The organism is Sphingobacterium corticibacterium (assembly GCF_004208525.1).
Classification (GTDB): domain Bacteria; phylum Bacteroidota; class Bacteroidia; order Sphingobacteriales; family Sphingobacteriaceae; genus Sphingobacterium; species Sphingobacterium corticibacterium.
In genome coordinates this window covers 1,330,969-1,352,342 of sequence record NZ_SGIT01000001.1, presented here as the reverse complement: position 1 = coordinate 1,352,342, position 21,374 = coordinate 1,330,969, and the positions used below count along the sequence as shown (strand labels likewise).

Sequence of the window (21,374 nt, the reverse complement as noted above, 5' to 3'; positions counted from 1 at the left end):
ATAAATGAATTTATTAGACGGAAAGCTGGTATCGGCAAAAATAAAGGAAGATATTAAAAATGAAGCGTCAGCATTTACAGCAAAATCTGGACGCAAACCGCATTTGGTAGCGATTTTGGTGGGAAATGACGGCGGAAGTGAAACGTATGTGGCCAGTAAGATGCGCAATTGTGAACTGGTAGGCTTTGAGTCGACGAATATTCGATACCATGTAGATGTTACAGAGGATGAGCTGATTGCGAAAATAAAAGAGATTAACCAAGATCCGAATATTGACGGACTGATTGTCCAATTGCCTTTACCAAAGCATATCGATCCAGAAAAGATCACCGAAACGATCGATCATCGTAAAGATGTAGACGGTTTCCATCCGATCAATTTAGGAAGGATGCAGCGTAATTTACCTTGTTTTATTCCGGCTACACCTTATGGTATTATGCTCATGCTGGAACATTATGGCATTGATACGGCAGGTAAGAAAGCGGTAGTTGTCGGTCGTAGTAATATTGTTGGATCGCCAATGAGTATATTATTGGCCCGTAACAGTAATCCGGGAAACTGTACCGTGACATTAACCCACAGCCGTACCGCAAATCTAAAAGAAGAGGTATTGGCGGCAGATATTATAGTGGCGGCCATTGGCCGTAAGCATTTTGTAACAGCAGATATGGTGAAAGAAGATGCTATTGTCATTGATGTTGGTATCAACCGAGAAGAGTCTACAGAAACGAAATCTGGTTTTAAGCTGTATGGAGATGTAGATTTTGAGGAGGTATCTAAGAAATCATCTTGGATTACGCCTGTTCCGGGTGGCGTAGGATTGATGACCATCGTAGGTTTGTTAAAGAATACGCTGGAGGCTGCAAAGGGTACCGTCTATCCGAAATAGGTGCGTATGACGCTTTTGGTATAGTAATTGTATGCATACTGTATTGACGCTATTATACTTAAATAAAAATTATTGATATGAAAAAAGTAATGTTAATGGTAGCAGTTGCAGGTATGATCGTTGCTGCATCATGTAATAACCCTAAAAACAACGATACAGAGAGTGAAATGACGGCCGGCGAAAAGCTGGATCAAACACTGGAGACGTTAGAGGAACATAAAGACCATGCACATGCTACCTTGCAGGAAGAACTGGCGAAAGCTGAGGAAAAGGTAAATAAAGCAAAAGCCGATTTGGACGACGCCATAGAAAAGGGAGATAAAAAAGCAGAAGAGAGCGCCCGTAAAACATATGATGAAGCGAATACCCTGTGGGAAAAAACCAAAGCTACTGCGCGAGAAGCTGGTGTGAAGGTAGAAGAAGGTACAAACAAAGCTGTGGATGCGACTAAAGATGCAGCTAAGGCTACAGGAAATGCACTAGATAGAGCATACGATAAAACGGTTGATGCGACAAAAAATGCTGCAGATGCTACTGGAAAGGCGATTGATAATGCCGTAGAAAAGACCGGAGAGAAGGCAAACAAGGTCGCCGACGATGCAGAAAAGAAAGTGAAGGATTTGAAAAATCGCTAGTAATTTGATCTGATCATTAATTTATGAGTAGATCTAACGATTAAAATATATCTTTGAACCTCCCGAATAATCGGGAGGTTTTTTTATAAGCTTTCTACACAAGATGGATATTGGTATAAAAAAGGAATTGTTAAGCTATTGTCTTAGGCAGATTGAAGGGCGATTGGAAGAAACGGCGTTTGCTATCCAACAGGCACAAGAGGCAATAGAAAGTGAGACTAAAAGTAGTGCCGGCGATAAATATGAAACATCGCGTGAGATGATACAACAAGATTTGAACCGCTATCACACACAACTATTACAATCAAAAAAAGATTGGGTTGTACTGCAAAAAATGGAAACAGAAATTAAAGAAAAAGTCGAAATAGGAGCTATCGTTGTGACGGACAAAGTAACTTATTTTATGGCTGTCAGTTTGGGTCAACAACGAGTTGAAGGGATGAACTTTATGGTGATTTCGCCTTCTTCACCGATCGGGAAATTGTTGTTGGGCCGCGAAGTGGGAGACCAGATTGTCTTTAACGGAACGAAACAATCGATAACAGCAATTTGCTAAAGATAGTATCGGCAGTAATTTCAAACAATCCTACCTGATTTATTGTTTCATTAATAAGTAACTCTTTCCAGACCATGGCACTACTTGATAAATATAAAACGCTTTTAGCTACAGCCGAGAATTTAATCACCGACGGTTTCCAGTTTATGGAGCAAAATGGTGTTTTAATTATTCGAGGCATAGCACCCAATGCAGAAGCAAAAAATAAACTGTGGGACATGTATAGCCAAATCGATCCTAATTTTATTTCAGGAGAAGTTTTATTAGACATCGATGTATTAGCCACCGTAAAAGGATGTAGGGCTCGGTTGGTCGTGAACGAGCCTATGTTAAACATTCATAAAGGTCCTGGCGTAGAGCTACCTACTATAGGCAATGTACAAAAAGACGAAATAGTTACCGTGGTTAGTCGCGCCAACGTTTATTGGTGGCTTATTCGCACAGACAATATCGAAGGATATTGCTATGCGGAAAATATCGAACTTGTGTAGATAGCTATATCTTAACGTGCAGCAAACTTAGCCAAACATTTCTTCTAATCGGAACGTATCTTTCAATCGAACACCTTTCTCCGTGTGCTGCAATGTACAGCAGGCGTTAACGGGATCATGTTCTAGAAATAAGATATATTCGTTATCGACGATTTCGTGCCAATAATCCTGTCGTTCTTCCATGGTGATGAGCGGACGTACGTCGTACCCCATGACATAGGGAAGGGGAATATGCCCTACGGAGGGTAGTAAGTCTGCCATATACAGGATAGTTTTTCCTTGGTAACGAATTTGGGGTAACATCATGGCTTCGGTATGCCCGTGTGCATAGCGGATGTCAATGTTAGGGGAAAAGGGTGTGCCTTGTTGTATAAAATGCAATTGTCCGCTTTCCTGTATGGGGAGAATATTCTCCCGGAGAAAAGAGGCTTTTTCTCTCGGATTTGGGTGTATTGCCCACTCCCAATGTTTTTCATTGCTCCAGAAACGTGCATTTTTAAAGGCGGGCACGAGCTGATCGCCTTCCCGTTTTATGGCACCGCCACAATGGTCGAAATGAAGGTGTGTAAGGATAATATCGGTAATGTCATCGCGGTGAAAACCATATTTCGCGAGTGAGCTATCCAAGGTGGCGTCTCCATGTAAAAAATAGTGGCCGAAAAACTTTTCGTCTTGTTTATCGCCTATGGCGGTATCCACTAAAATCAATTGTTTACCGTCCTCAATAAGCAGCAATCTATTCGTCCAAGTACATAGATTACGTTCGTCAGCAGGATTGGTGCGTTGCCATAATGATTTTGGTACCACACCAAACATGGCGCCGCCGTCTAACTTAAAGAATCCGGTGTCAATAGTATATAGTTTCATACAGTGTTTAAAGTTTGCCTTTATCGTAAAGATAGCAAATTTAAACGTGTTGGCATTTTATCTATAACAATGCTCGTTACTCATGAAAAAAAAATGGACTTCTTGGCAGCTTTATATAATATTAGTATTATTGAAAAATTAGAAAACTTTGTCAAAAAAATCAGCAAGATGAAATCAACCATTCAGGAAATCGAAGAACGCTTTGATAAAGATGTAGAGCGATTCTCACAATTGGAAACAGGCCAACAGACAACACTCGATGCAACCTTTAATATGGAGCTCATCACAGAGGGTATTACACGTTGCTATCCTCAACTTCGTTCGGTCTTAGACATCGGCTGTGGCGCGGGAAATTATACCGTAAAATTATCACAGAAGATGAGCAATATTGATATTACGTTGCTGGATTTAAGTCAGCCGATGTTAGATAAGGCATTGGAAAGGGTAGGTGACGTAACAACGGGAAAAGTGAATATGCTCAAAGGTGATTTCAGGACAGCGGATTTTGGTACGGAGAAGTATGACGTGATCATTGCAACGGCAGTATTGCACCATCTTCGAGACGATCATGATTGGGAAACGGCATTTAAAAAGCTATTTAGCCTATTGAACGATGGCGGTAGTATCTGGATATTTGATTTAGTGCATCAGACGGACTCTGATTTACAACAGTATATTTACCATGATTTGTATGGCAAATATTTAGTGGGATTAAAAGATCGGGAATATAGAGACCATGTATTTGCTTACATCGAGAAAGAAGACTCACCCCGCAGTTTAATGTATCAACTACAACTATTGGAAAAAGTTGGGTTTAAAAAAGTTGATATACTACATAAGAACTTATGCTTTGCATCTTTTGTAGGGTTTAAATAGGTGTGGTAAAATAGGTTCATAAAAAAGAAAGGACGTCACCATGGACGTCCTTTCTTTTTTATGGTAATTTGTTTCGCTTATTAGTGAGAACTTAGATTTTTTGCTTTTTCGGCATCAAAATTAGCTTCCAGTTCCGCAAGCTTTTTCTTCCCATAAGCCATTTTGGTAATCACGTAAAACAGCACGGGGATGACAAATATACCGAGTAAAGTAGCTGCAGTCATACCGCCGAATACGGTCCAACCAATTGTTTGACGTGAGAAAGCTCCTGCACCGGTGGACAGCATCAATGGAATGATCCCCAATATAAATGCAAAGGACGTCATAATGATCGGTCGTAATCTTAATTTCACAGCATCCAAAGTTGCCTCCAATAAAGGCATTCCGATATCGACCCGTTCTTTTGCAAACTCTACAATAAGGATCGCATTCTTGGATGCAAGACCAATAATGGTTACCAAACCGATCTGAGCATAAATATTATTATCCAATGCAGGAATGAACAATAGCGTCAAGATGGCTCCGAATACACCAATTGGTACGGACAGTAAGATCGAAAATGGAACCGACCAACTTTCGTAAAGGGCTGCCAGTAACAAAAATACAAACACCACACATAACGCAAAAATCATGACCGTCATGTTGCCGGATTGTTTTTCCTGTAGAGATATTCCCGAAAAGTCATATCCATATCCATCAGGTAGTGTTTCTGCTGCAACCTCTTCCAAGGCTCTTAACGCATCCCCCGAACTATATCCTGGAGCGGCACTACCACTCACTTCAATACTTCGAAAGATATTATAGTGGTTGATGATGGACGGGTTTTGTACAAGCTCCCAACTAATTAAGGAACCTAAAGGTACGGATTCTCCCCGGGCGTTGTTAACAAACAACTTATTGATATCCTCAATATTCATCCGGAAATTTTGATCAGCTTGTGTCACGACACGGAAATTACGCCCATAGCGCGTGAAATCATTGACATAAGCAGAACCTAAATAAGCCGATATGGTACTGTAGACGGAAGATACGGGAACCGACATCCTTTTGGCTTGTTCTCTATCTACCGAAATTTTAAAGTTAGGCGAATTCGAGTTAAATAAAGTATAAGCCATACCAATTTCCGGACGTTGGTTAACGGCACCTAGAAACTTTCCTACAACCGCTTCAAACTGTTTGATATCGACCGTTTGGTGATCTTGTATCATCATGGAGAAACCACCAGATGCACCTAAACCTGGTATGGCAGGAGGGGTTACGGCTAATATACTAGCTTTAGCATACCCCCGATATTTACCCATAATTGCACCAGTAACCTCGGCAGCCGTACGTTTACGTTCTGCCCATGGTTTTAAAGATACGAACAGTGTGGCGCCGTTAGATTTAAACGACCTATTCAGTATATTGATACCGGAAATAAGGGTGATATGTTGGATTTCGGGGAAATCTTTGCGTAAATCGGCTTCAATTTCATCTAATACAGATGCGGTACGACTCGCAGAAGCGCCTTCAGGTAATGTAACTCCAGCGAAAAACATACCATTATCTTCGGTAGGAATAAACCCGCTCGGCTTTACGGTGAACATATAGCCCGTACCAACGAAAAGACACAGCAAAATAATTAAAGCCAATGGCGCTTTCCTTATCATGGTTTTGACTCCTCGGGAGTATTTATGCGTTACGCGATCGAACCAAAGATTGTATTTATAGAAAAACTTGTTTAGGCCTTTAGCATCTTTATTCACTGACGTAGGTCTCAACATGATGGAACACAATGCCGGTGTCAGGGAGAGGGCTATAAAAGCGGATAACAATACCGAAACAGCAATGGTAATGGAGAACTGTTGATAGAGCTGTCCAACCATTCCTGGAATGAAACCGACGGGTACAAATACGGCAGCCAAGATAAAACCAATGGCGATAACCGGAGCTGTAATATCTTTCATCGCATGACGAGTAGCTTCTTTCGCATCCATCTTGTAATGATCAATATAATGTTGCACAGCTTCTACCACGACAATCGCATCATCGACCACAATACCGATAGCCAATACAAATGCTAATAAGGTCAGGTTGTTGATGGAAAATCCAAATAACGTAAAGAAGATAAATGTTCCTACAATAGAAACTGGAATAGCCAGTACAGGAATTAAGGTCGCCCTCCATGATTGTAAGAAAAAGAATACCACAACCGTTACCAAGATCAATGCTTCCACTAGGGTATGGATAACCGATTCGATAGACGCTTTCACGACCGAAACGGTTTCATATCCCACAACGTAATCGACATCTTCCGGGAATGATTTTTTTAGATTGTCCAATGCGGCATAAATACCTTCTGCAGTCTCTACAGCATTACCACCCGGTGTTTGGGCTACCATCATACCGGTAGAACGCATGCCATTGACACGAGTCGTAGTCGCATAGTTAAATTGACCAAGTTCCACGCGTGCAACATCCTTTAACTGCACAATAGAACCATCGACAGGATTTGTTTTGACAATGATCTCTTCAAAATCTTCTTCCGACGATAAATCCGAATCCGTGATGACGGGATATTCAAACACTTGCGAATTTTGTTGTGGAGGAGCGCCTACCGAACCACCCGGCATACGTAAGTTCTGTTCTGCAATAGCACTGGAAACCTCTGCCGGTGTTAAATTTAACGCCGCTAATTTGTTAGCATCTAGCCATACACGCATAGAGAAGGGTTGCCCAAAGGCAGTCACGTCACCCACACCTTTTACCCGCATAATAGCGTCCCTAATATATAAGTTAGCATAATTAGCTAAAAATTTATCATCGCGTGTTCCATTAGGTGATACTAACGATACAAGCATCAAGATGTCTGTATTCGCTTTACGTGTGGTCACACCTAAACGGCGTACAGCCTCTGGTAAAGCTGGTTCAGCGATACCGACCCTATTCTGAACGTCAAGTGTAGCGACATCAATATCAGTACCTACTTCGAAGGTAACCGTTATAGCGGATTGACCGTTGGACGTACTGTTAGAAGACATGTAAATCATGCCGGGCGTACCGTTAATCTGACTTTCTATCGGTGTTGTGACCGTCTGTTCAACGGTTTGCGCATCAGCACCCGTATAGTTTGCCGTTACCGTAACTGTAGGAGGGGCGATCGATGGATATTGACTGATAGGCAACGTCATAATGGAAATCGTACCTATAATCATGATCAAGATAGATATAACGATCGCCGTGACAGGCCTTCTTATAAAAACTTCTGATATCATACTATTTTTTCTACTTGTTTAAGTTTTCAACAACTATTTCTGTGGCGTGTCTTGTGCTGCTGGTTGTTCAACAACTTTTGCTCCACTACGTACATTCAGGATACCATCTACAACAATTTTGTTTCCCGCTTCTAAACCTGAATTTACAACGACTTTATCTTCGAGCTTTAAACCGAGTTCTACAGGACGTATCTCTGCTTGGCTGCTGTCGTTTACGACGTATACATTATAAACACCCAGTTGATCTTGTACAGCTTTAAACGGGATAACCAATTGTTCTGAAGCCGAAGTGCTTTTCACATTCATGGTCAGGTTCATCCCTGCACGTAGATCGTTTTGCGAATTACTGAACGACGCACGTACTTTTAATCTTCCTGTAGTAGGGTCAACAGCTCTATCCATGGTTGCGATTTTTCCGGTATGCGTGTAGGTGGTTCTATCAGGTAAGGAAACACTAATTTCGGTCGACGATTTACCGGACTGATAAGCTGCAAATTCAGAAATTTCTCTCTCGCTAATTTGAAACTCAACAGCAATCGGATCGATTGCACTGATGGTGTTTAAACGTGTTGTACCAGGGGAAACCAATGCGCCTGTACGAACTTGTGAAATCCCTAGGGCACCACTGAAAGGAGCGCGTATAATAGAACGTTCCAGGTTGGTTTGTGCCGTGGTCAATGCGGCTTGTGCTGCTTGGATCTGTGCTTTTTGATTATTGACATCTGTTAGCGCGTAATCTAACGTCTGCTTTGCAATCGCATCTTGTTCCGCAAGCGTCTGATAACGTGTTAAATCTTTTTCTACACGTTGTAGATTCGCTTTAGCGATCTCCAAATTTGCTTTTGCCTGATCAACAGCCGCTTGATAGCGAATGCGATCGATTTCATACAAAGGTTGTCCTTGTTTTACGGTAGCACCGTCCGCGACATATATTTTAGTCACATACCCTGATACTTCCGCCATTAGATCGGCTTCCTGGAGCGGAACAACACTGGCCGGATAGCTTTTGATGCCAGAAACTATCTGTTTCTCTACCATCGTTGTCGTCACAGGGGTGGCCATTTGCCCCTGGGCAGCTCCTTGCTGTTGCTGTGCGCCGTCCTTAGAGCCGCAAGATTGCCAGAACAAAGCAGAACCTATAATTAGTGCAGAAAATAAATAATTCGTATTCATGTTTTCGTGTATTTCGTGGTTGATTGTTAAGGGTTGTTTTATCGTGTTGTTTCTACTGTTCCTAATGCTTTCTGAATGTCTAACTTGCTAGAAAGAACAGCATATAATGCATTGAGATAATTTAACTGCGTGGTTTTAAGATCGGTTTCCGCCGTCATCAACTCTAAATAGGTTTTCACACCCGCATCGTATTGTAACTTTATCGTGTTATATACTTCTTCAGATAAATTCATATTTTCTTTTGCATTCCTCCACTCATTCATATTAGAACGATAGCTGGCCATGGCTGCAGAATACTCCGTACTAATCATATTCTCTAAATTCTGTAGATCCCACTCGATTCGCTCTTCTTCCAATTCCGATCTACGGATTTCCTGTATACGTTTTGTACCCGTGAAAATCGGAAAGGTTAACGACAAACCGACCGCCGAACTGGGATAGTTATGCGCATACAACTGGCTAAATTCGTTGTTTAGGTAATTGAAATTGTAATTTGCGTAAGCACCCAATCGCGGCATAAAGCTCCACTTTTGGTATTGTGTATTCAATTTCTGGATTTCCCGCAACGTTTCCAGCTGGCGGAATTCCACACGGTCGGCAATATGAAGCAATTCAGTAGTATCCAATAAGATATTAGATTCTAACGACTGATTGACGAAGGATAATGAAATTTCTTCCGCTGTTGGAATATTTATAAGAGATTTTAGATAATCGTACTTATATTTCCGAGCCTCGTTGGCTGATTTTAATTGTGCATTGGCATTATTCAACGATATCTGTGCCCGTTTATAGTCTATCTTGTCGACTAATCCGGTTTCGTAACGTGCATTAGCTTCTGTATACTGCCGTTTTAGACGGGTGATATTCTCATTAATAATCTTAATCGTTTCTTCTGAAGTAAGGATGTCGTAATACGCTTTACTTACGTCCACCACCGTATTTACTTTTGTGTTCTCCAAATTCAGGTTGTTCTGCTGACGTATGTATTTCGCCGCACGGGATGCTTGAAATAATTCTGGGCTAAGAATTGCCTGATCAGCCTGAAAGCCAACGGTACTATTATTTTTTACCCCTAACTGTCTGGCTTGGCCTTCGAAGACCATCGTTTGTAGTTTGATATTGTGGATCAGGGAAGCCGACGCATTAATTTGTGGAAGCCATCCTGACAATGCTGATGCGATTTCCCGCTCTCCAATCTCCTGGTCAATTTGAGCCTGTTTTAAATCTATCTTATTACGTAGCGCATAGTCAATTAGCTCGTCCAGTGTAGCGTCACTGTTGAGTTTTTCAGATTTCTCCTTAGTATTAACAGATTGTGCTTGTGCGTATCCCGCGACACAGCACGCAAGAAGCAACGATAAAGCAACTTTTTTTAACTTCATATTATTGATTTTTAACACCATTCCAAATTATTTCAATTAACTCCTCACGGCCTTTTGCCTGCATTTTACAAAAGCCATAGGTAACCATTTTCACATGGGATGTCGCTGCTCCTATGTATACCGATATTAACGTGTAGAAACTGACGTTTCGGAGAATACCGGATTTTATGCCTTCTTCAAAAAACAGATGCATTTTGTCAACACCATAATAGGTTGTCTTTTTTTGTTTTATCAGTTCATAATAGGGTGACGAGTAGAATTGTTCTATAAACCAAAACGTTTCTCTATGTGCCACATAGTATTCCACCAAACGATTCCAAATGTAAAAGAACTTCTCCTTATAGGGCAGATCTTCCTCAAAGCTGAAAATATGCTCGTTTGTTTTTTCCCGGCAATATTTAAAAAGTTCTAAAATCAATTCATCCTTGGAACTGAAATAATGGTAGATTGTACCGGTAGCGACATTAGCATGCGCAGCAATCTGACTCATTGGCGTACCGTGAAAGCCATACTCATTAACAAGTTTGAGCGTGCTTTCGAAAATCGCCTCTTTTTTATTTAGCAATTGAACGTTCATTCGGGTGCAAATGTAGCAAAAAAATGAAGCCTTAAATGTCAAATATTTGTTATAAATCGAGTGCTAGATAGTGTATTTAGAACACTAATGTTAATGTTTTGTTAAATATGCTTTTTTAGGAGGGGATTATTTGCATAATCAACTAATCTGGCTTATCTTTGTAGTATCATAATTTAGGTTTATAATTGGTTAGTTTAGAAAGGTTTCCATTCTCCCCGTTTGGAAACCTTCTTTTTTATACGCCGCTATAAACAACAATTACATCCGACAATCCGCTAGACTTTTTTTAACTTCTTCTTGTGTATATGTTTCGGTGTTATTACCAAATGTAGTGGTAATATACGTCAATATATAGGCGATATCTACGTTCGTCAATTCGGCATTTGCGGGCATATCGCCCTCAAATATTTTTCCATTAACCTCGATAGGACCTGTCATGCCGTTCTTAACAATACACGCGAGTTTAGATCTGTTTTTCTGTAAATAGGCGGTATCGGTCAATGGGGGATAGAGCATGCCCAATCCCTCGCCTTTTGCACCGTGGCAACTCTGGCAGTGGGTAACATAAAGTTTTTGCCCATTTATGGCATATTGTGCGGTTTCGATACTTACATGGGGCTGACAAGAGAAAATAAGCATGCCGATAAGCATGCTTATTGCTATCAACGAAAATATCGTATTTCGCATGGCAGGTCTATTGTTCTTTTAAAAGGATCTCCAAGTCGACAAATAGCTGTGCAACCTGCTCATCATTGGTTCCGTCATAGGCGCCTCGGATACGTTTTTGCGGATCAATTAACACGAGGTAACTTTGGTGATCATAACCACCTGGTGCATTTTCATCTTCTTTTGTATAAACCAGATATTTATCTGCAATGCCATAAATAGCCTTTTTATCACCCGTTACAAATTGCCATTGTTTATTGGTAACACCTAATTTTTCCGCATACGATTTAAGTACGCTTGGCGTATCGTATTTAAAGTCTATACTGTGTGATAAAAAAGCGACCTGTTCGTCGTCTTTGTATTTTTCATATACTTTTAACAGGTTTCGTTGCATGGTAGGGCAGATACTTGGGCAATGTGTAAAGAAGAAATTAGCAACATATACCTTGTTGTCGAAATCTTTATCGGTGATTTCTACGCTGTCTTGATTAATAAAAGAAAAGCTTGGAATCTGGTGATAAATCGTGTCTACGACTGTTTTACCATCTACTACTCGCTCTTCCGTCTCCCGCTCTCCGATGATGGGTAGTTTCTTTTCGCTTGTTCCCGAGCAGGCAAATAAAGCAGACGAAAGTGCAACTACGCTTAGGTATGTTGTTAGATTACGTTTCATGCTTACTTTTTAAAAGGAGCCAATAGGCTCTCCGCTTCGTATTTTACTTGTTCAAATTCTGTTTTCAGTTCAGAAATACGTTCTACTTCCGCTTTTTGATAGTTCACATCTGTGCTATCCATTGCATATTCTTTCATCCAAACCATCATTTTATCCGTAGCTGATTCTAGATTTGCTTTCAAAGCGTGGAACTTTTCACGTGTTTCTGTCGTGTCGAGATCGACATCCGCAGTTTTTAATATAGAAAGATTTTCTAACAAAGAATCTATCAAAATGTCGTGTTTGTTGAAAGTAGAAATTTGAGGCATGATTTCATCATGTATTTCAATAGCCTCCTTTGCTAGCTTTTCGGCTTCTTCGTTTTTTCCGTTTGTGTTTTGGCAAGCACCTGCAAGGAATAAACCGAATGCTAAAGTGCCCAAAGTGAGCTTTTTCATCATGTTCGTTTTTTATTTAGTGATGTTCAATATTACAAATATAGGACTCCCCCCATATTTAAAGCAGATTATGATTGTTTATTTCTTGTAATAAATAGAAAAGATTGTAAATTGCGCGCCTCAACGCTAAACTATTATGGAAAGTAATCCTAAACCCGGTAAAGTATGGCTGCTGGTCTTGGTCGCATCGCTTGGCTATTTTGTGGATATCTATGATTTAATTATTTTCTCCATCGTACGGGTACAATCGTTTAAAGATATCGGGATTCCAGAAGGGCAGATGCGGTCTGAGGGGGAGTTTGTGTTGAATATGCAAATGGCAGGATTACTGCTTGGTGGGATTATTTGGGGTGTTATTGCCGATAAATTCGGACGGTTAAAAGTGCTTTTTGGATCTATTGTTCTGTATTCACTGGCAAACCTATACAATGGCTTTGTTCAAGATGTAAACACCTATGCCTGGATTCGTTTCGTGGCAGGTATAGGCCTTGCCGGCGAGCTAGGAGCAGGCATTACATTGGTTAGCGAGAGTATGGATAAGGGAAAACGTGGATATGGTACCATGATCGTAGCCGGGTTAGGTGTATTGGGGGCGATTTTGGCGTACTATGTTTCCGAATGGTTTGACTGGCGGACAGCTTATTTTGTTGGTGGTGGAATGGGGCTTTGTTTGTTGTTACTGCGTGTCGGAACATTTGAATCAGGGTTATTTAAGAAGAAAGATAACCAGCAAGCCGTTAAGGGAAGTTTATGGATGCTATTCAACAAGAAAGAACGTTTTCTTCGATATGTATATTGCCTTTGTATTGGGTTGCCTATTTGGTTTGTGGTGGGCGTTTTGGTCACGCAAGCACCAGAGATCGGGCGAGCTTTGCAAAGTGAAACGCCGTTGAGTGCAGGAAAGGGCGTAATGTTCACCTATTTAGGTATTTCGTTGGGCGATGTTTTTGCGGGATTGTTGGCGCAATGGTTCAGATCCAGAAAAAAGGTGGTCTTTATCTGCCAGGTGCTCATTATCTTATTCTCCGTGTGGTATTTATCCAGTACCGGTATTTCCGAAAATAAGTTCTTGGTGTTGGCATTTCTATTAGGACTTGGTGTGGGTTACTGGGCCACGTTTGTCACTATTTCTGCCGAGCAGTTTGGTACAAATCTCCGTGCGACAGTGGCTACGACGGCTCCAAATTTTGTGCGGGGGGCATTGATCCCGTCCACACTTTTATATGGTTGGTTGGTGCCAAATATGGGGATACTCCACGCAGCAATGGCAGTCACTATACTATTATCTATTATTGCTATTTTCGCCTTGACGAGACTAGAGGAGAGCTTCGATAAAGATTTAAACTATATGGAAGAATAGTATATAAGACTATCTTTTGGGACACTTTTTACAGCGTTTGCCCCGCTTATATTTTTTACAACATTTTTTAAAAACACAACATCCCAAATCTGGGTTGCAGTTTATCCCTTTTTTGATTTCGTCAAGAAAGGGGTTCCCATCTTCTATATAGATTAATGGGGTTATTATCTTTTCCATCTCAACTACAAAGATAATTGTTTAGATTGAATTTAAATAGTTATTCACTTTTTATTTGTGGTAATTCGCATAGGTTTAAGTCCAACTGAAATTTCACGAGCGGCATTATCAATGATCTTAGGATCATTCGTGTTATTGATGATCACTAAATCACATGCCGATTTAAATGGAACCAAATATTGTTCATAAGCCGGAACAACATGGTTTATCCATTTGTACATCACATCGTCATGATCATATCCTCTTTCCATTAGGTCTCGTTGCAGTCTCCTTTCTAGCGCAACTGATTCCGAAGCATCTAGGAAAATCCGATAATCTAGTAGTTCGTTAACCTCCTGGTAATGGAAAATAAATAAACCTTCTACAATGAGGATGGGGGCAGGCTTAATTTCGAGTATTTTAGGGGTAATATTAGGATTATTAAAAGTATATTCCTGTCGGTAAACGGTATGTCCGTCGAAAAGTTGTTTTATATCGTGGAAGAAAGATTCTCGATTAATAGCCGTGGGCAAATCAAAGTTATATAACCGATTTTCTTCTTTTGTTTTGGTATTTGCGGGGATATAATAATCGTCTTGCGAAATGAGTGTAATTTGATCAGGATGAAAATGATCGAGAAAACGTCTTAGAAAGAACGTTTTGCCTGATCCACTACTGCCCGCAATACCGATAACGTATGGTTTATCCATTTATACCTTCCTAAGTTTATTTATTGCAAAGGTACACCATATGCTATTTCTATCAAAAACCTTCTGTCAAGGGCACCGATGTAAGCCGCAGCAGATTTTGATAAGACGACAATAGCGTCTTTTGTCTCGGCCGTATCCGTGAATTTTCCGACTACCTTGGCGTAGGTAACATTCCGCGTCATTGGATTCGTGATTTTTAAAATGGTGCCTATGGGGGCAGTTTTGTGAAGGGCGAGATTACTTTTACCATCCGTCTCCAGATCATTAATCCATACGCCAATGCCCTTTTCTTGTTTTTCGCGAATACCATAGCGATTTGATGCAATGATTTGTTCCGGGGTTAACTCCAAAGTGGAAGACGTATCGATAAGAATGGGCTGTTGAGGGATTTCTGGAATAGGCTCTCGATAATCCGCATTTGGGATTTTCAGCGTGATGCCCTCCCGGAGAGAATCTGATTGGAGATCGTTCATTTTTTTAATCGCCTCTACCGTTGTGCCAAACCGTCTAGAAATAGCATATAGGGTTTCGCTTTTACCAACTTTATATTCGGTTAACACCATGGGTTGTTCCTGTTGCTGGGTTTGCGGAGCCGATGAAACAGTTGTCATCGAAGACCCTTGTCTGCCGGTAGGAACCTTTACGGTATCACCAGGTTTAAGGGTTTTTTTATTGTTCACCTCCATGATACGGTTTACAGGGATATTATATCGCCGGCTCAATGCATAATACGTTTCTTTTCGCTCGATACGGTGGATAATATTTATTTCGCCGTTTACGACTTCCACACCGATCGAATCGGGAGCAATCGAAACAGAAAAGGGTTCATTAACGTTATATTCAGCGGATTTAGCAGTCAGAAAAAGAGGGTAGCATAATACCCCCAGAGCGCCTAATTTTATCGTGGTCGAAAAAGCTTTTGTTTTTCCCATATGTTTGCAATTATACTAAATACGAAACAATTTTCCGTTTATTATATGACATTAAAAATATTTGATTTTCTATTTGAAAATACGGTTGTGGAATCATTTTCGGCATATCGGATAATAAACATTGTGTTACTAGTAATTTGGATGTATCGGCGACCGAAAGGTTTAAATGATAATGCCCATGCTCTTTTGTATGGTATGACCAAAGTATGCGGTCTGCTGCACGGCTAATCCAAGGTAGATCTTGTATACCTACATGTTGTAGATAGAGGGGTAAGTTACCGCTATAGGGAACAGGCATTTTGATAGCACTGCAATATTCTTGTTCTTGCCCCGTGTTAGATTTCTTTTCGAGTGTTTTTATATCAATATATTCTTCAAAACCACTTTGGAAATTACGGTGCCGCACCTTTACCACATCACGATAGGTATCTATCCAGGTATATTCTTGCCATAAATGACGGGGGGTACCTTGCATATCTAAGAATAAAATACCTTCTTTCACCGGCTGTGTGTCGCCCACACGTTTCAAAATAAGCGTATGATGCTGGATGGATTCCAGTGTCCACTCTTTTTCATCTATTTCTTTATGTTTTAGCAGCTCGTTGCCATCAAAGTCAAAGATATAAAGTATAGCGCAGGTAGACTCCGTGTCTCGGAGTTCCACAGCAATTTGTCTTAAAGCTGCATCTGCTACAATTTTCCATATTTGATACGGAAAGTTTTTTTCAAATGTTTTAAATGTTGTATATTTAGTCATTACTATAGCAAAAAACATTAATCCATGGAGAACAAATTTACGAAATCCTTTTTTGCTTTTCTTTTTACTTTTTGTGTTATGCTTTTCACTGCATCGGCACAAAAAATATATAAAGTGGATATCAAAGAAGATATTGGCCCAAACGCATGGCGAACTGTGAATTTGGCACATCAAAAAGCAGCAGAACTACAGGCTGAAATGTTTTTGATAGAATTGAATACCTTTGGTGGGGCCGTAAATTTTGCAGATTCTATACGTTCCAAGCTCTTGGGGTCCACTATGCATACAGTAATCTATATTAACAATAATGCTGCTTCTGCAGGCACATTGATTTCATTGGCTTCGGACGAAATTTTTATGCAAAAAGGTGGAAGTATGGGGGCGGCGAGTGTTGTTAACCAAAGTGGGGAGATTATGCCGGAAAAATATCAATCGTATATGCGGGGGCTGATGCGCGCGACAGCCGAGGCTAAAGGGCGGGATCCCAAAATAGCAGAAGCCTTTGTAGATCCTGAAGTTTCCGTGCCACAATTGAAGCCTGATGGTAAACTGTTGACGTTAACAGCAACAGAAGGTGTAAAAGCGGGTCTTGTTCAAGCGGTCGTGACCGATGTGGGAGAAGTCTATAAGCAGCTTGAAAAAGGTGATTTGGAAGTGGTGCAACATCACATTAGCGTGGTGGATCGTATCATTGCATTTTTGATTAATCCGATGGTCAGTGGTTTTTTGATATTAGGGCTTATAGGTGGTATTTATTTTGAACTACAAACACCCGGAATTGGATTTGCACTCGTCGTTGCCGCAATATGCGGTGTACTGTTTTTCGCACCGTTGTATTTGCAAGGGTTGGCAGACCATTGGGAAATTGTCCTATTTATCGTAGGGGTCGCCCTGTTGTTGTTGGAGGTATTTGTTATACCGGGATTTGGTATAGCCGGTATATTGGGGATTATCTGTGTGCTTTGTGGCCTTGCTTTCTCCATGGTAGACAACAACTTTTTTGATTTTAAATTAGCCCAACCAGGATTATTGATGGAGTCATTTTTAATTGTAACGGGAGCGATGGTGCTCTCTATTATCTTAATGGTTATTTTCGGAAAAAATATCCTGAAGTCGTCTGCCTTTAGACGATTAGTGCTTCATGATGAGCAGAAAGCGGACGTAGGGTATACCTCGTCGCCACAGAAAACAAATCTGCTTTATCAAAATGGTGTTGCCCGAACGGTTCTAAGACCGGCAGGCAAGATTGAGATTGATGGCGTATGGTACGATGCGGTTGCTTTAGACGGTTTTATCGAGGCCGGAGAAGAAGTATATGTAGAAAAGCATGAAAACTACAATCTTTTTGTCCGGAAGCTCAAGGATAAGCCCGAAAAAGGTGATGTGTAAGGCGTAACGCTCTTACACTACCATTTCCAAGCTAAAATACGGATTGCTTTTTGACCTTGTGCTATATTGATGATTTCAACTTTAGCTGCTTTGTTATATTCTAATACAGCAATAAGGGGTTCTAGATTTTCTTTATTGGAAACCAAGCTTGTAACCCAACCTAATTGTGCTTTGAAACGCATACTCTCGTTGATCATATCGCGAACGAATTTTCGTTCCCCTCCCTCGCACCAGAGTTCGTTGGGATGCCCGCCGAAGTTTTGTACCGGAAGTGCTTCTTTGTTTTTATGAAGGGCATGAAATTTTTTACTGGTCTTTTGCCAGTTTTCTTCCCTTGATTTATAGAAAGGCGGGTTACAGACAACGAGGTCAAAGTAATCATCTTTATGCAGAATGCCCTCGAAAATATGTCTTTTGTCTTCTTGTTGCTGGAACACGATCTTCTTTGCGAGACCACTATTTTTTTTAACGAGCGATCTGGCGTGATTTAATGCCGTAATGTCGATATCGGTACCGAGAAAACGCCAACCATATATCCGTTCTCCTAAAATAGGGTATATCATAGAAGAACCTGTGCCGATATCTAAAACATGAATTTGAGGACCGGTTGGAATAATCCCGTTGTTCTCCGCCGCTAGGAGATCGGCAGCATAATGTATATAGTCTGCCCTTCCGGGAACAGGAGGGCAGAGGCTGTTTTTTAAAATAGACCAGTTTTGCACGTTATAGTAAGCCATCAGGAGTGCTTTATTGAGTTCGATGACAGCTTTAGGATTCGCAAAATCTATGGATATCGTGCCGAACGCTGTTTCGATGATATAATCTTTCAATGCTGGGTTTGCTTCCGCTAGCTTAGGGAAATCATAACCAGATTGATGTATGTTTCTGGGATGCAATACGTTCTTCTTCTTATTTTTAGAATCCATATATGTGTAATTTAATGCAAAGGTAATGCTTTTATATATCCATGCGTATTTTGTTTTTAATTTGTATGGATGAGCTCGTTGTGGTTTTCTTTTAAAAAAGAATCTGTTCGTTATTTATCCTGTCATTGTTCAGATAATAAACGCGAAAAAAGTATCTTTATGCACAAATTAAAGTATAGATATTCAAGTGTATGGCAGACTTCGACATGAAGCAATTTTTAGACGACAAAGTATCGTCGTTTAACCAATCCACATTTATTGAGCATGATCCGATATGCATTCCCCATTTATTTAGCAAGAAACAAGATATAGAGATTATGGGTTTCTTCGCTGCTATTTTGGCTTGGGGTCAACGGAAGACCATTATTAACAAATGTAAAGAATTGATTGAGCGCTTTGATGGCGAGCCCGCAAATTTTATTATAAAGCATAATGAAGTGGATTTGAAGAATCTTTTAGGGTTTAAACACCGCACTTTTAACGATACGGACTTGCTATATTTTGTTTCTTTTTTGCGTTTCCATTATCGTCGTTTCACGTCATTAGAAGATGCATTTTTGATTGGTAATCAGCAGCATATATCTTTTTCTATGGAACGAAGCTTGAATGAATTTAAAGCATATTTTTTTTCTTTGCCCGATTATCCGATCCGTACGAGAAAACATATCAGCTCTCCATTACAAAAATCCAGTTGCAAACGATTAAATATGTTTATGCGTTGGATGGTTCGCAAAGACAACAAGGGCGTAGATTTTGGTATATGGGATCGAATAAACCCCCGTGATCTTATCTGTCCATGTGATGTGCATGTAGAACGTGTCGCCCGTAAGTTTGGGCTGATTACCTCGGATAAAGTTAATTGGAAAACAGCCGTCGAACTGACAGAAAATTTAAAACGCTTTGATCCAGATGATCCCGTTAAGTACGATTTTGCACTGTTTGGTATCGGTGTAATAGGTGAACTTTAACCAATAAATCCACTAATCTATTGGAATAGCCAAATTCGTTATCGTACCATCCGACCACTTTTACTAGCCCACCGACAATGGAGGTTAGCTGTGCATCAAAAATACAGGAGTACGGATTGTTGATAATGTCCACGGAGACAATAGGATCCTCCGTATAATAAAGAATTTCTTTTAGGGAGCCATCCGCAGCTTCTCTAAATTTGGCATTAATTTCTTCTACTGTTGTCTGATTTTTTAATGTACAGGTGAAGTCAGTTAGAGAACCGTTCAGGACGGGAACGCGTATACCCGCGCCGCCAAGTTTTCCTTCGAGGTGTGGAAATACATTCGTAATTGCTTTTGCAGCACCTGTTGTCGTTGGTATAATGGACGAGGACGCCGCACGAGCTCTGCGCAAATCTCGGTGGGGTGCATCATGTAAATTTTGATCACCAGTCATCGAATGTACAGTTGTAATATAACCATCATTAATACCCCAGTTTTCATCTAAGATCTTGACTAACGGAGCAACATTGTTGGTTGTACACGAGGCATTTGAAAATAGGGGAGTATACCAATCAAATGTCGTATCGTTTATACCTAAAACAACTGTGGGCACCTCTTTGTCTGGTGAAGGCGCCGATATAATAGTTTGTTTTGCACCTGCTTTCAGATGCAGGGCGGCCTTTTTTTTCGTCGTGAAAACTCCCGTTGATTCGATAACGACATCTACGTCCAGTACACCCCAAGCAAGTTTTAAGGGGTCTTTTTCTGCTAATACCTTAATAGATTGCCCTTCGATATAAAGATGCTCTTTATCATAATGTACCGTAAGGGGAAATGGTCCGTGAACCGAATCATATTTCAGTAAATGTGCTAAAGTCGCCGTATCCGTTAAATCGTTGATAGCAATAATCTGGATTTCCTGTTGAAGGCCTCGCCGATATATACTACGCAAGGTATTGCGTCCAATCCTTCCAAACCCATTGATGGCAACGTTCATTATTTTATAAACTCAGCTATAACAAAATCAATACTTTTCTCGCCGTCCCAACTGTTTTTTAAAGTACCATCCACACCGTAAATGTAGTTCGCTGGAAATTGCGCCGGTACATGAAATTTTTGAATAAATTCTTGGTTTCTATCGTAAAGCACTTCTACGTTCGGCTTGTCGACAAGTTCTTTACCGAAAGTTTCCAAAAAAGAAGCCATAAGTGATGGGTCATTCATGGAGACAAAATACAGGTTGACATCTTTTAGCTTTTCATAATTTTTAGCCAAAAGCCCCGTTTCTGTTTGACAATGACCACAGCTTGGATCAAAAAGGATAAATACAGTGTTTCGGTTGGCAGGTATATCCGCATTGGTAAATCCTATACCAGATTTGACTTTATAAAATTTAAAGTCTGGTAATTGCTTGGCAGCTTCTTTAGCCATCGGTGCTGTTGGTTGTGAGGTTGTAGGATCTTGTTGTTGATCCATATGGTGTTCAGCCGGGTGCTGCGCATTTTCTGCATTATTGTTATTTGATTGACAAGCACTAAAGATTGTGAGCGCGCCGATAGTAAGACTAGTGAATATATGTTTCATCAGATGAACTTTTTTGAAGTCCAAAACTAGGAAAAATTATAGCAACCAACTAACCCAAACGATTAAATGATGAAAAAATGATGATGCAAAAGAAAAGGTCTCTGATTTCGCAGAGACCTTTAGGTTATTTG

Annotated in this window: 22 protein-coding genes; 8 read left to right on the top strand and 14 right to left on the bottom strand. The window is 40.4% G+C overall.

The window, feature by feature from the left end; translation table 11 throughout:
• Window positions 1-4 precede the first annotated feature (4 nt).
• The 4 genes from EWE74_RS05610 to EWE74_RS05595 all read left to right on the top strand — a co-directional run bounded on the left by EWE74_RS05610 (window position 5) and on the right by EWE74_RS05595 (window position 2,571).
• Entirely contained in the window at window positions 5-889 is an 885-nt protein-coding gene (locus tag EWE74_RS05610) for a bifunctional 5,10-methylenetetrahydrofolate dehydrogenase/5,10-methenyltetrahydrofolate cyclohydrolase (protein ID WP_130140506.1), read from the top strand.
• A 77-nt stretch (window positions 890-966) separates the two neighbouring features.
• Window positions 967-1,524, top strand: a complete 558-nt coding sequence (locus EWE74_RS05605) for a hypothetical protein (RefSeq protein ID WP_130140505.1) — start codon at window positions 967-969, stop codon at window positions 1,522-1,524.
• A gap of 103 nt (window positions 1,525-1,627) precedes the next feature.
• A complete protein-coding gene (locus EWE74_RS05600) occupies window positions 1,628-2,080 on the top strand; it encodes a GreA/GreB family elongation factor (protein ID WP_130140504.1) in 453 nt (150 codons plus the stop codon).
• Between the two features lie 74 nt (window positions 2,081-2,154).
• A complete protein-coding gene (locus EWE74_RS05595; protein ID WP_130140503.1) occupies window positions 2,155-2,571 on the top strand; it encodes an SH3 domain-containing protein in 417 nt (138 codons plus the stop codon).
• Between the two features lie 27 nt (window positions 2,572-2,598).
• Here EWE74_RS05595 and EWE74_RS05590 read toward each other — a convergent pair whose 3' ends face one another.
• Window positions 2,599-3,438, bottom strand: coding sequence for an MBL fold metallo-hydrolase (locus tag EWE74_RS05590; RefSeq protein ID WP_130140502.1), 840 nt, complete (start codon window positions 3,436-3,438; stop codon window positions 2,599-2,601).
• A gap of 168 nt (window positions 3,439-3,606) precedes the next feature.
• Between EWE74_RS05590 and EWE74_RS05585 the strand changes: the two genes are divergently transcribed.
• Window positions 3,607-4,314, top strand: coding sequence for a class I SAM-dependent methyltransferase (locus EWE74_RS05585; RefSeq protein ID WP_130140501.1), 708 nt, complete (start codon window positions 3,607-3,609; stop codon window positions 4,312-4,314).
• Window positions 4,315-4,394: 80 nt separating this feature from the next.
• Here the strand turns inward: EWE74_RS05585 and EWE74_RS05580 are convergent, their stop codons facing one another.
• From EWE74_RS05580 to EWE74_RS05550, 7 genes are all read right to left on the bottom strand, one after another.
• Window positions 4,395-7,568 carry an efflux RND transporter permease subunit gene (locus EWE74_RS05580; protein WP_130140500.1) on the bottom strand — a complete coding sequence of 1,058 codons (3,174 nt, stop codon included), beginning with the start codon at window positions 7,566-7,568 and terminating at the stop codon, window positions 4,395-4,397.
• A 33-nt stretch (window positions 7,569-7,601) separates the two neighbouring features.
• Window positions 7,602-8,741 carry an efflux RND transporter periplasmic adaptor subunit gene (locus tag EWE74_RS05575; protein ID WP_130140499.1) on the bottom strand — a complete coding sequence of 380 codons (1,140 nt, stop codon included), beginning with the start codon at window positions 8,739-8,741 and terminating at the stop codon, window positions 7,602-7,604.
• A 38-nt stretch (window positions 8,742-8,779) separates the two neighbouring features.
• Window positions 8,780-10,123, bottom strand: coding sequence for a TolC family protein (locus EWE74_RS05570; RefSeq protein ID WP_239018566.1), 1,344 nt, complete (start codon window positions 10,121-10,123; stop codon window positions 8,780-8,782).
• Between the two features lies 1 nt (window position 10,124).
• Window positions 10,125-10,700 carry a TetR/AcrR family transcriptional regulator gene (locus EWE74_RS05565; protein ID WP_130140497.1) on the bottom strand — a complete coding sequence of 192 codons (576 nt, stop codon included), beginning with the start codon at window positions 10,698-10,700 and terminating at the stop codon, window positions 10,125-10,127.
• Window positions 10,701-10,958: 258 nt separating this feature from the next.
• A complete protein-coding gene (locus EWE74_RS05560; RefSeq protein WP_130140496.1) occupies window positions 10,959-11,387 on the bottom strand; it encodes a c-type cytochrome in 429 nt (142 codons plus the stop codon).
• Window positions 11,388-11,394: 7 nt separating this feature from the next.
• The gene (locus tag EWE74_RS05555; RefSeq protein ID WP_130140495.1) at window positions 11,395-12,039 is read right to left on the bottom strand and encodes an SCO family protein; all 645 of its coding nucleotides are present in this window, start codon (window positions 12,037-12,039) and stop codon (window positions 11,395-11,397) included.
• A 2-nt stretch (window positions 12,040-12,041) separates the two neighbouring features.
• Entirely contained in the window at window positions 12,042-12,479 is a 438-nt protein-coding gene (locus tag EWE74_RS05550; RefSeq protein ID WP_130140494.1) for a transposase, read from the bottom strand.
• A gap of 133 nt (window positions 12,480-12,612) precedes the next feature.
• Between EWE74_RS05550 and EWE74_RS05545 the strand changes: the two genes are divergently transcribed.
• Window positions 12,613-13,836: an MFS transporter gene (locus EWE74_RS05545; RefSeq protein ID WP_130140493.1), complete on the top strand. Its 1,224-nt coding sequence runs from the start codon at window positions 12,613-12,615 to the stop codon at window positions 13,834-13,836.
• A gap of 221 nt (window positions 13,837-14,057) precedes the next feature.
• Here EWE74_RS05545 and EWE74_RS05540 read toward each other — a convergent pair whose 3' ends face one another.
• The 3 genes from EWE74_RS05540 to EWE74_RS05530 are packed head-to-tail and all read right to left on the bottom strand — an operon-like array spanning window position 14,058 to window position 16,391.
• Complete coding sequence (locus EWE74_RS05540; protein WP_130140492.1) at window positions 14,058-14,702, bottom strand: uridine kinase family protein; 645 nt, start codon at window positions 14,700-14,702, stop codon at window positions 14,058-14,060.
• Between the two features lie 20 nt (window positions 14,703-14,722).
• On the bottom strand, window positions 14,723-15,634 hold the full coding sequence (locus EWE74_RS05535; protein ID WP_130140491.1) for a LysM peptidoglycan-binding domain-containing protein: 912 nt from the start codon (window positions 15,632-15,634) through the stop codon (window positions 14,723-14,725).
• Window positions 15,635-15,644: 10 nt separating this feature from the next.
• Entirely contained in the window at window positions 15,645-16,391 is a 747-nt protein-coding gene (locus EWE74_RS05530) for a hypothetical protein (protein WP_130140490.1), read from the bottom strand.
• A 24-nt stretch (window positions 16,392-16,415) separates the two neighbouring features.
• On the opposite strand from EWE74_RS05530, the gene EWE74_RS05525 reads away from it, so the two are divergent.
• On the top strand, window positions 16,416-17,780 hold the full coding sequence (locus EWE74_RS05525; protein WP_130140489.1) for an NfeD family protein: 1,365 nt from the start codon (window positions 16,416-16,418) through the stop codon (window positions 17,778-17,780).
• A gap of 17 nt (window positions 17,781-17,797) precedes the next feature.
• Here EWE74_RS05525 and rlmF read toward each other — a convergent pair whose 3' ends face one another.
• Window positions 17,798-18,706, bottom strand: coding sequence for a 23S rRNA (adenine(1618)-N(6))-methyltransferase RlmF (rlmF, locus tag EWE74_RS05520; protein ID WP_130140488.1), 909 nt, complete (start codon window positions 18,704-18,706; stop codon window positions 17,798-17,800).
• Window positions 18,707-18,897: 191 nt separating this feature from the next.
• On the opposite strand from rlmF, the gene EWE74_RS05515 reads away from it, so the two are divergent.
• Window positions 18,898-19,674, top strand: a complete 777-nt coding sequence (locus tag EWE74_RS05515; RefSeq protein WP_130140487.1) for a TIGR02757 family protein — start codon at window positions 18,898-18,900, stop codon at window positions 19,672-19,674.
• Here the strand turns inward: EWE74_RS05515 and gap are convergent.
• Entirely contained in the window at window positions 19,625-20,656 is a 1,032-nt protein-coding gene (gap, locus tag EWE74_RS05510) for a type I glyceraldehyde-3-phosphate dehydrogenase (protein WP_206365147.1), read from the bottom strand. The two genes, EWE74_RS05515 and gap, sit on opposite strands and share 50 nt — an antisense overlap.
• A complete protein-coding gene (locus EWE74_RS05505) occupies window positions 20,656-21,243 on the bottom strand; it encodes a redoxin domain-containing protein (protein ID WP_130140485.1) in 588 nt (195 codons plus the stop codon). The genes gap and EWE74_RS05505 overlap by 1 nt, the downstream gene beginning before the upstream one ends.
• Window positions 21,244-21,374: the final 131 nt, after the last annotated feature.

Bases quoted from the DNA above. Each gene is read 5' to 3' on its own strand.
- EWE74_RS05605 (WP_130140505.1), top strand. From the start codon at position 967: ATGAAAAAAGTAATGTTAATGGTAGCAGTTGCAGGTATGATCGTTGCT.
- EWE74_RS05570 (WP_239018566.1), bottom strand. From the start codon at position 10,123: ATGAAGTTAAAAAAAGTTGCTTTATCGTTGCTTCTTGCGTGCTGTGTC.
- EWE74_RS05540 (WP_130140492.1), bottom strand. From the start codon at position 14,702: ATGGATAAACCATACGTTATCGGTATTGCGGGCAGTAGTGGATCAGGC.
- EWE74_RS05575 (WP_130140499.1), bottom strand. From the start codon at position 8,741: ATGAATACGAATTATTTATTTTCTGCACTAATTATAGGTTCTGCTTTG.
- EWE74_RS05610 (WP_130140506.1), top strand. From the start codon at position 5: ATGAATTTATTAGACGGAAAGCTGGTATCGGCAAAAATAAAGGAAGAT.
- gap (WP_206365147.1), bottom strand. From the start codon at position 20,656: ATGAACGTTGCCATCAATGGGTTTGGAAGGATTGGACGCAATACCTTG.
- EWE74_RS05590 (WP_130140502.1), bottom strand. From the start codon at position 3,438: ATGAAACTATATACTATTGACACCGGATTCTTTAAGTTAGACGGCGGC.
- EWE74_RS05545 (WP_130140493.1), top strand. From the start codon at position 12,613: ATGGAAAGTAATCCTAAACCCGGTAAAGTATGGCTGCTGGTCTTGGTC.
- EWE74_RS05530 (WP_130140490.1), bottom strand. From the start codon at position 16,391: ATGACTAAATATACAACATTTAAAACATTTGAAAAAAACTTTCCGTAT.
- EWE74_RS05535 (WP_130140491.1), bottom strand. From the start codon at position 15,634: ATGGGAAAAACAAAAGCTTTTTCGACCACGATAAAATTAGGCGCTCTG.
- EWE74_RS05505 (WP_130140485.1), bottom strand. From the start codon at position 21,243: ATGAAACATATATTCACTAGTCTTACTATCGGCGCGCTCACAATCTTT.
- EWE74_RS05595 (WP_130140503.1), top strand. From the start codon at position 2,155: ATGGCACTACTTGATAAATATAAAACGCTTTTAGCTACAGCCGAGAAT.
- EWE74_RS05515 (WP_130140487.1), top strand. From the start codon at position 18,898: ATGGCAGACTTCGACATGAAGCAATTTTTAGACGACAAAGTATCGTCG.
- EWE74_RS05580 (WP_130140500.1), bottom strand. From the start codon at position 7,568: ATGATATCAGAAGTTTTTATAAGAAGGCCTGTCACGGCGATCGTTATA.
- EWE74_RS05525 (WP_130140489.1), top strand. From the start codon at position 16,416: ATGGAGAACAAATTTACGAAATCCTTTTTTGCTTTTCTTTTTACTTTT.
- EWE74_RS05600 (WP_130140504.1), top strand. From the start codon at position 1,628: ATGGATATTGGTATAAAAAAGGAATTGTTAAGCTATTGTCTTAGGCAG.
- EWE74_RS05585 (WP_130140501.1), top strand. From the start codon at position 3,607: ATGAAATCAACCATTCAGGAAATCGAAGAACGCTTTGATAAAGATGTA.
- EWE74_RS05560 (WP_130140496.1), bottom strand. From the start codon at position 11,387: ATGCGAAATACGATATTTTCGTTGATAGCAATAAGCATGCTTATCGGC.
- EWE74_RS05565 (WP_130140497.1), bottom strand. From the start codon at position 10,700: ATGAACGTTCAATTGCTAAATAAAAAAGAGGCGATTTTCGAAAGCACG.
- EWE74_RS05550 (WP_130140494.1), bottom strand. From the start codon at position 12,479: ATGATGAAAAAGCTCACTTTGGGCACTTTAGCATTCGGTTTATTCCTT.
- EWE74_RS05555 (WP_130140495.1), bottom strand. From the start codon at position 12,039: ATGAAACGTAATCTAACAACATACCTAAGCGTAGTTGCACTTTCGTCT.
- rlmF (WP_130140488.1), bottom strand. From the start codon at position 18,706: ATGGATTCTAAAAATAAGAAGAAGAACGTATTGCATCCCAGAAACATA.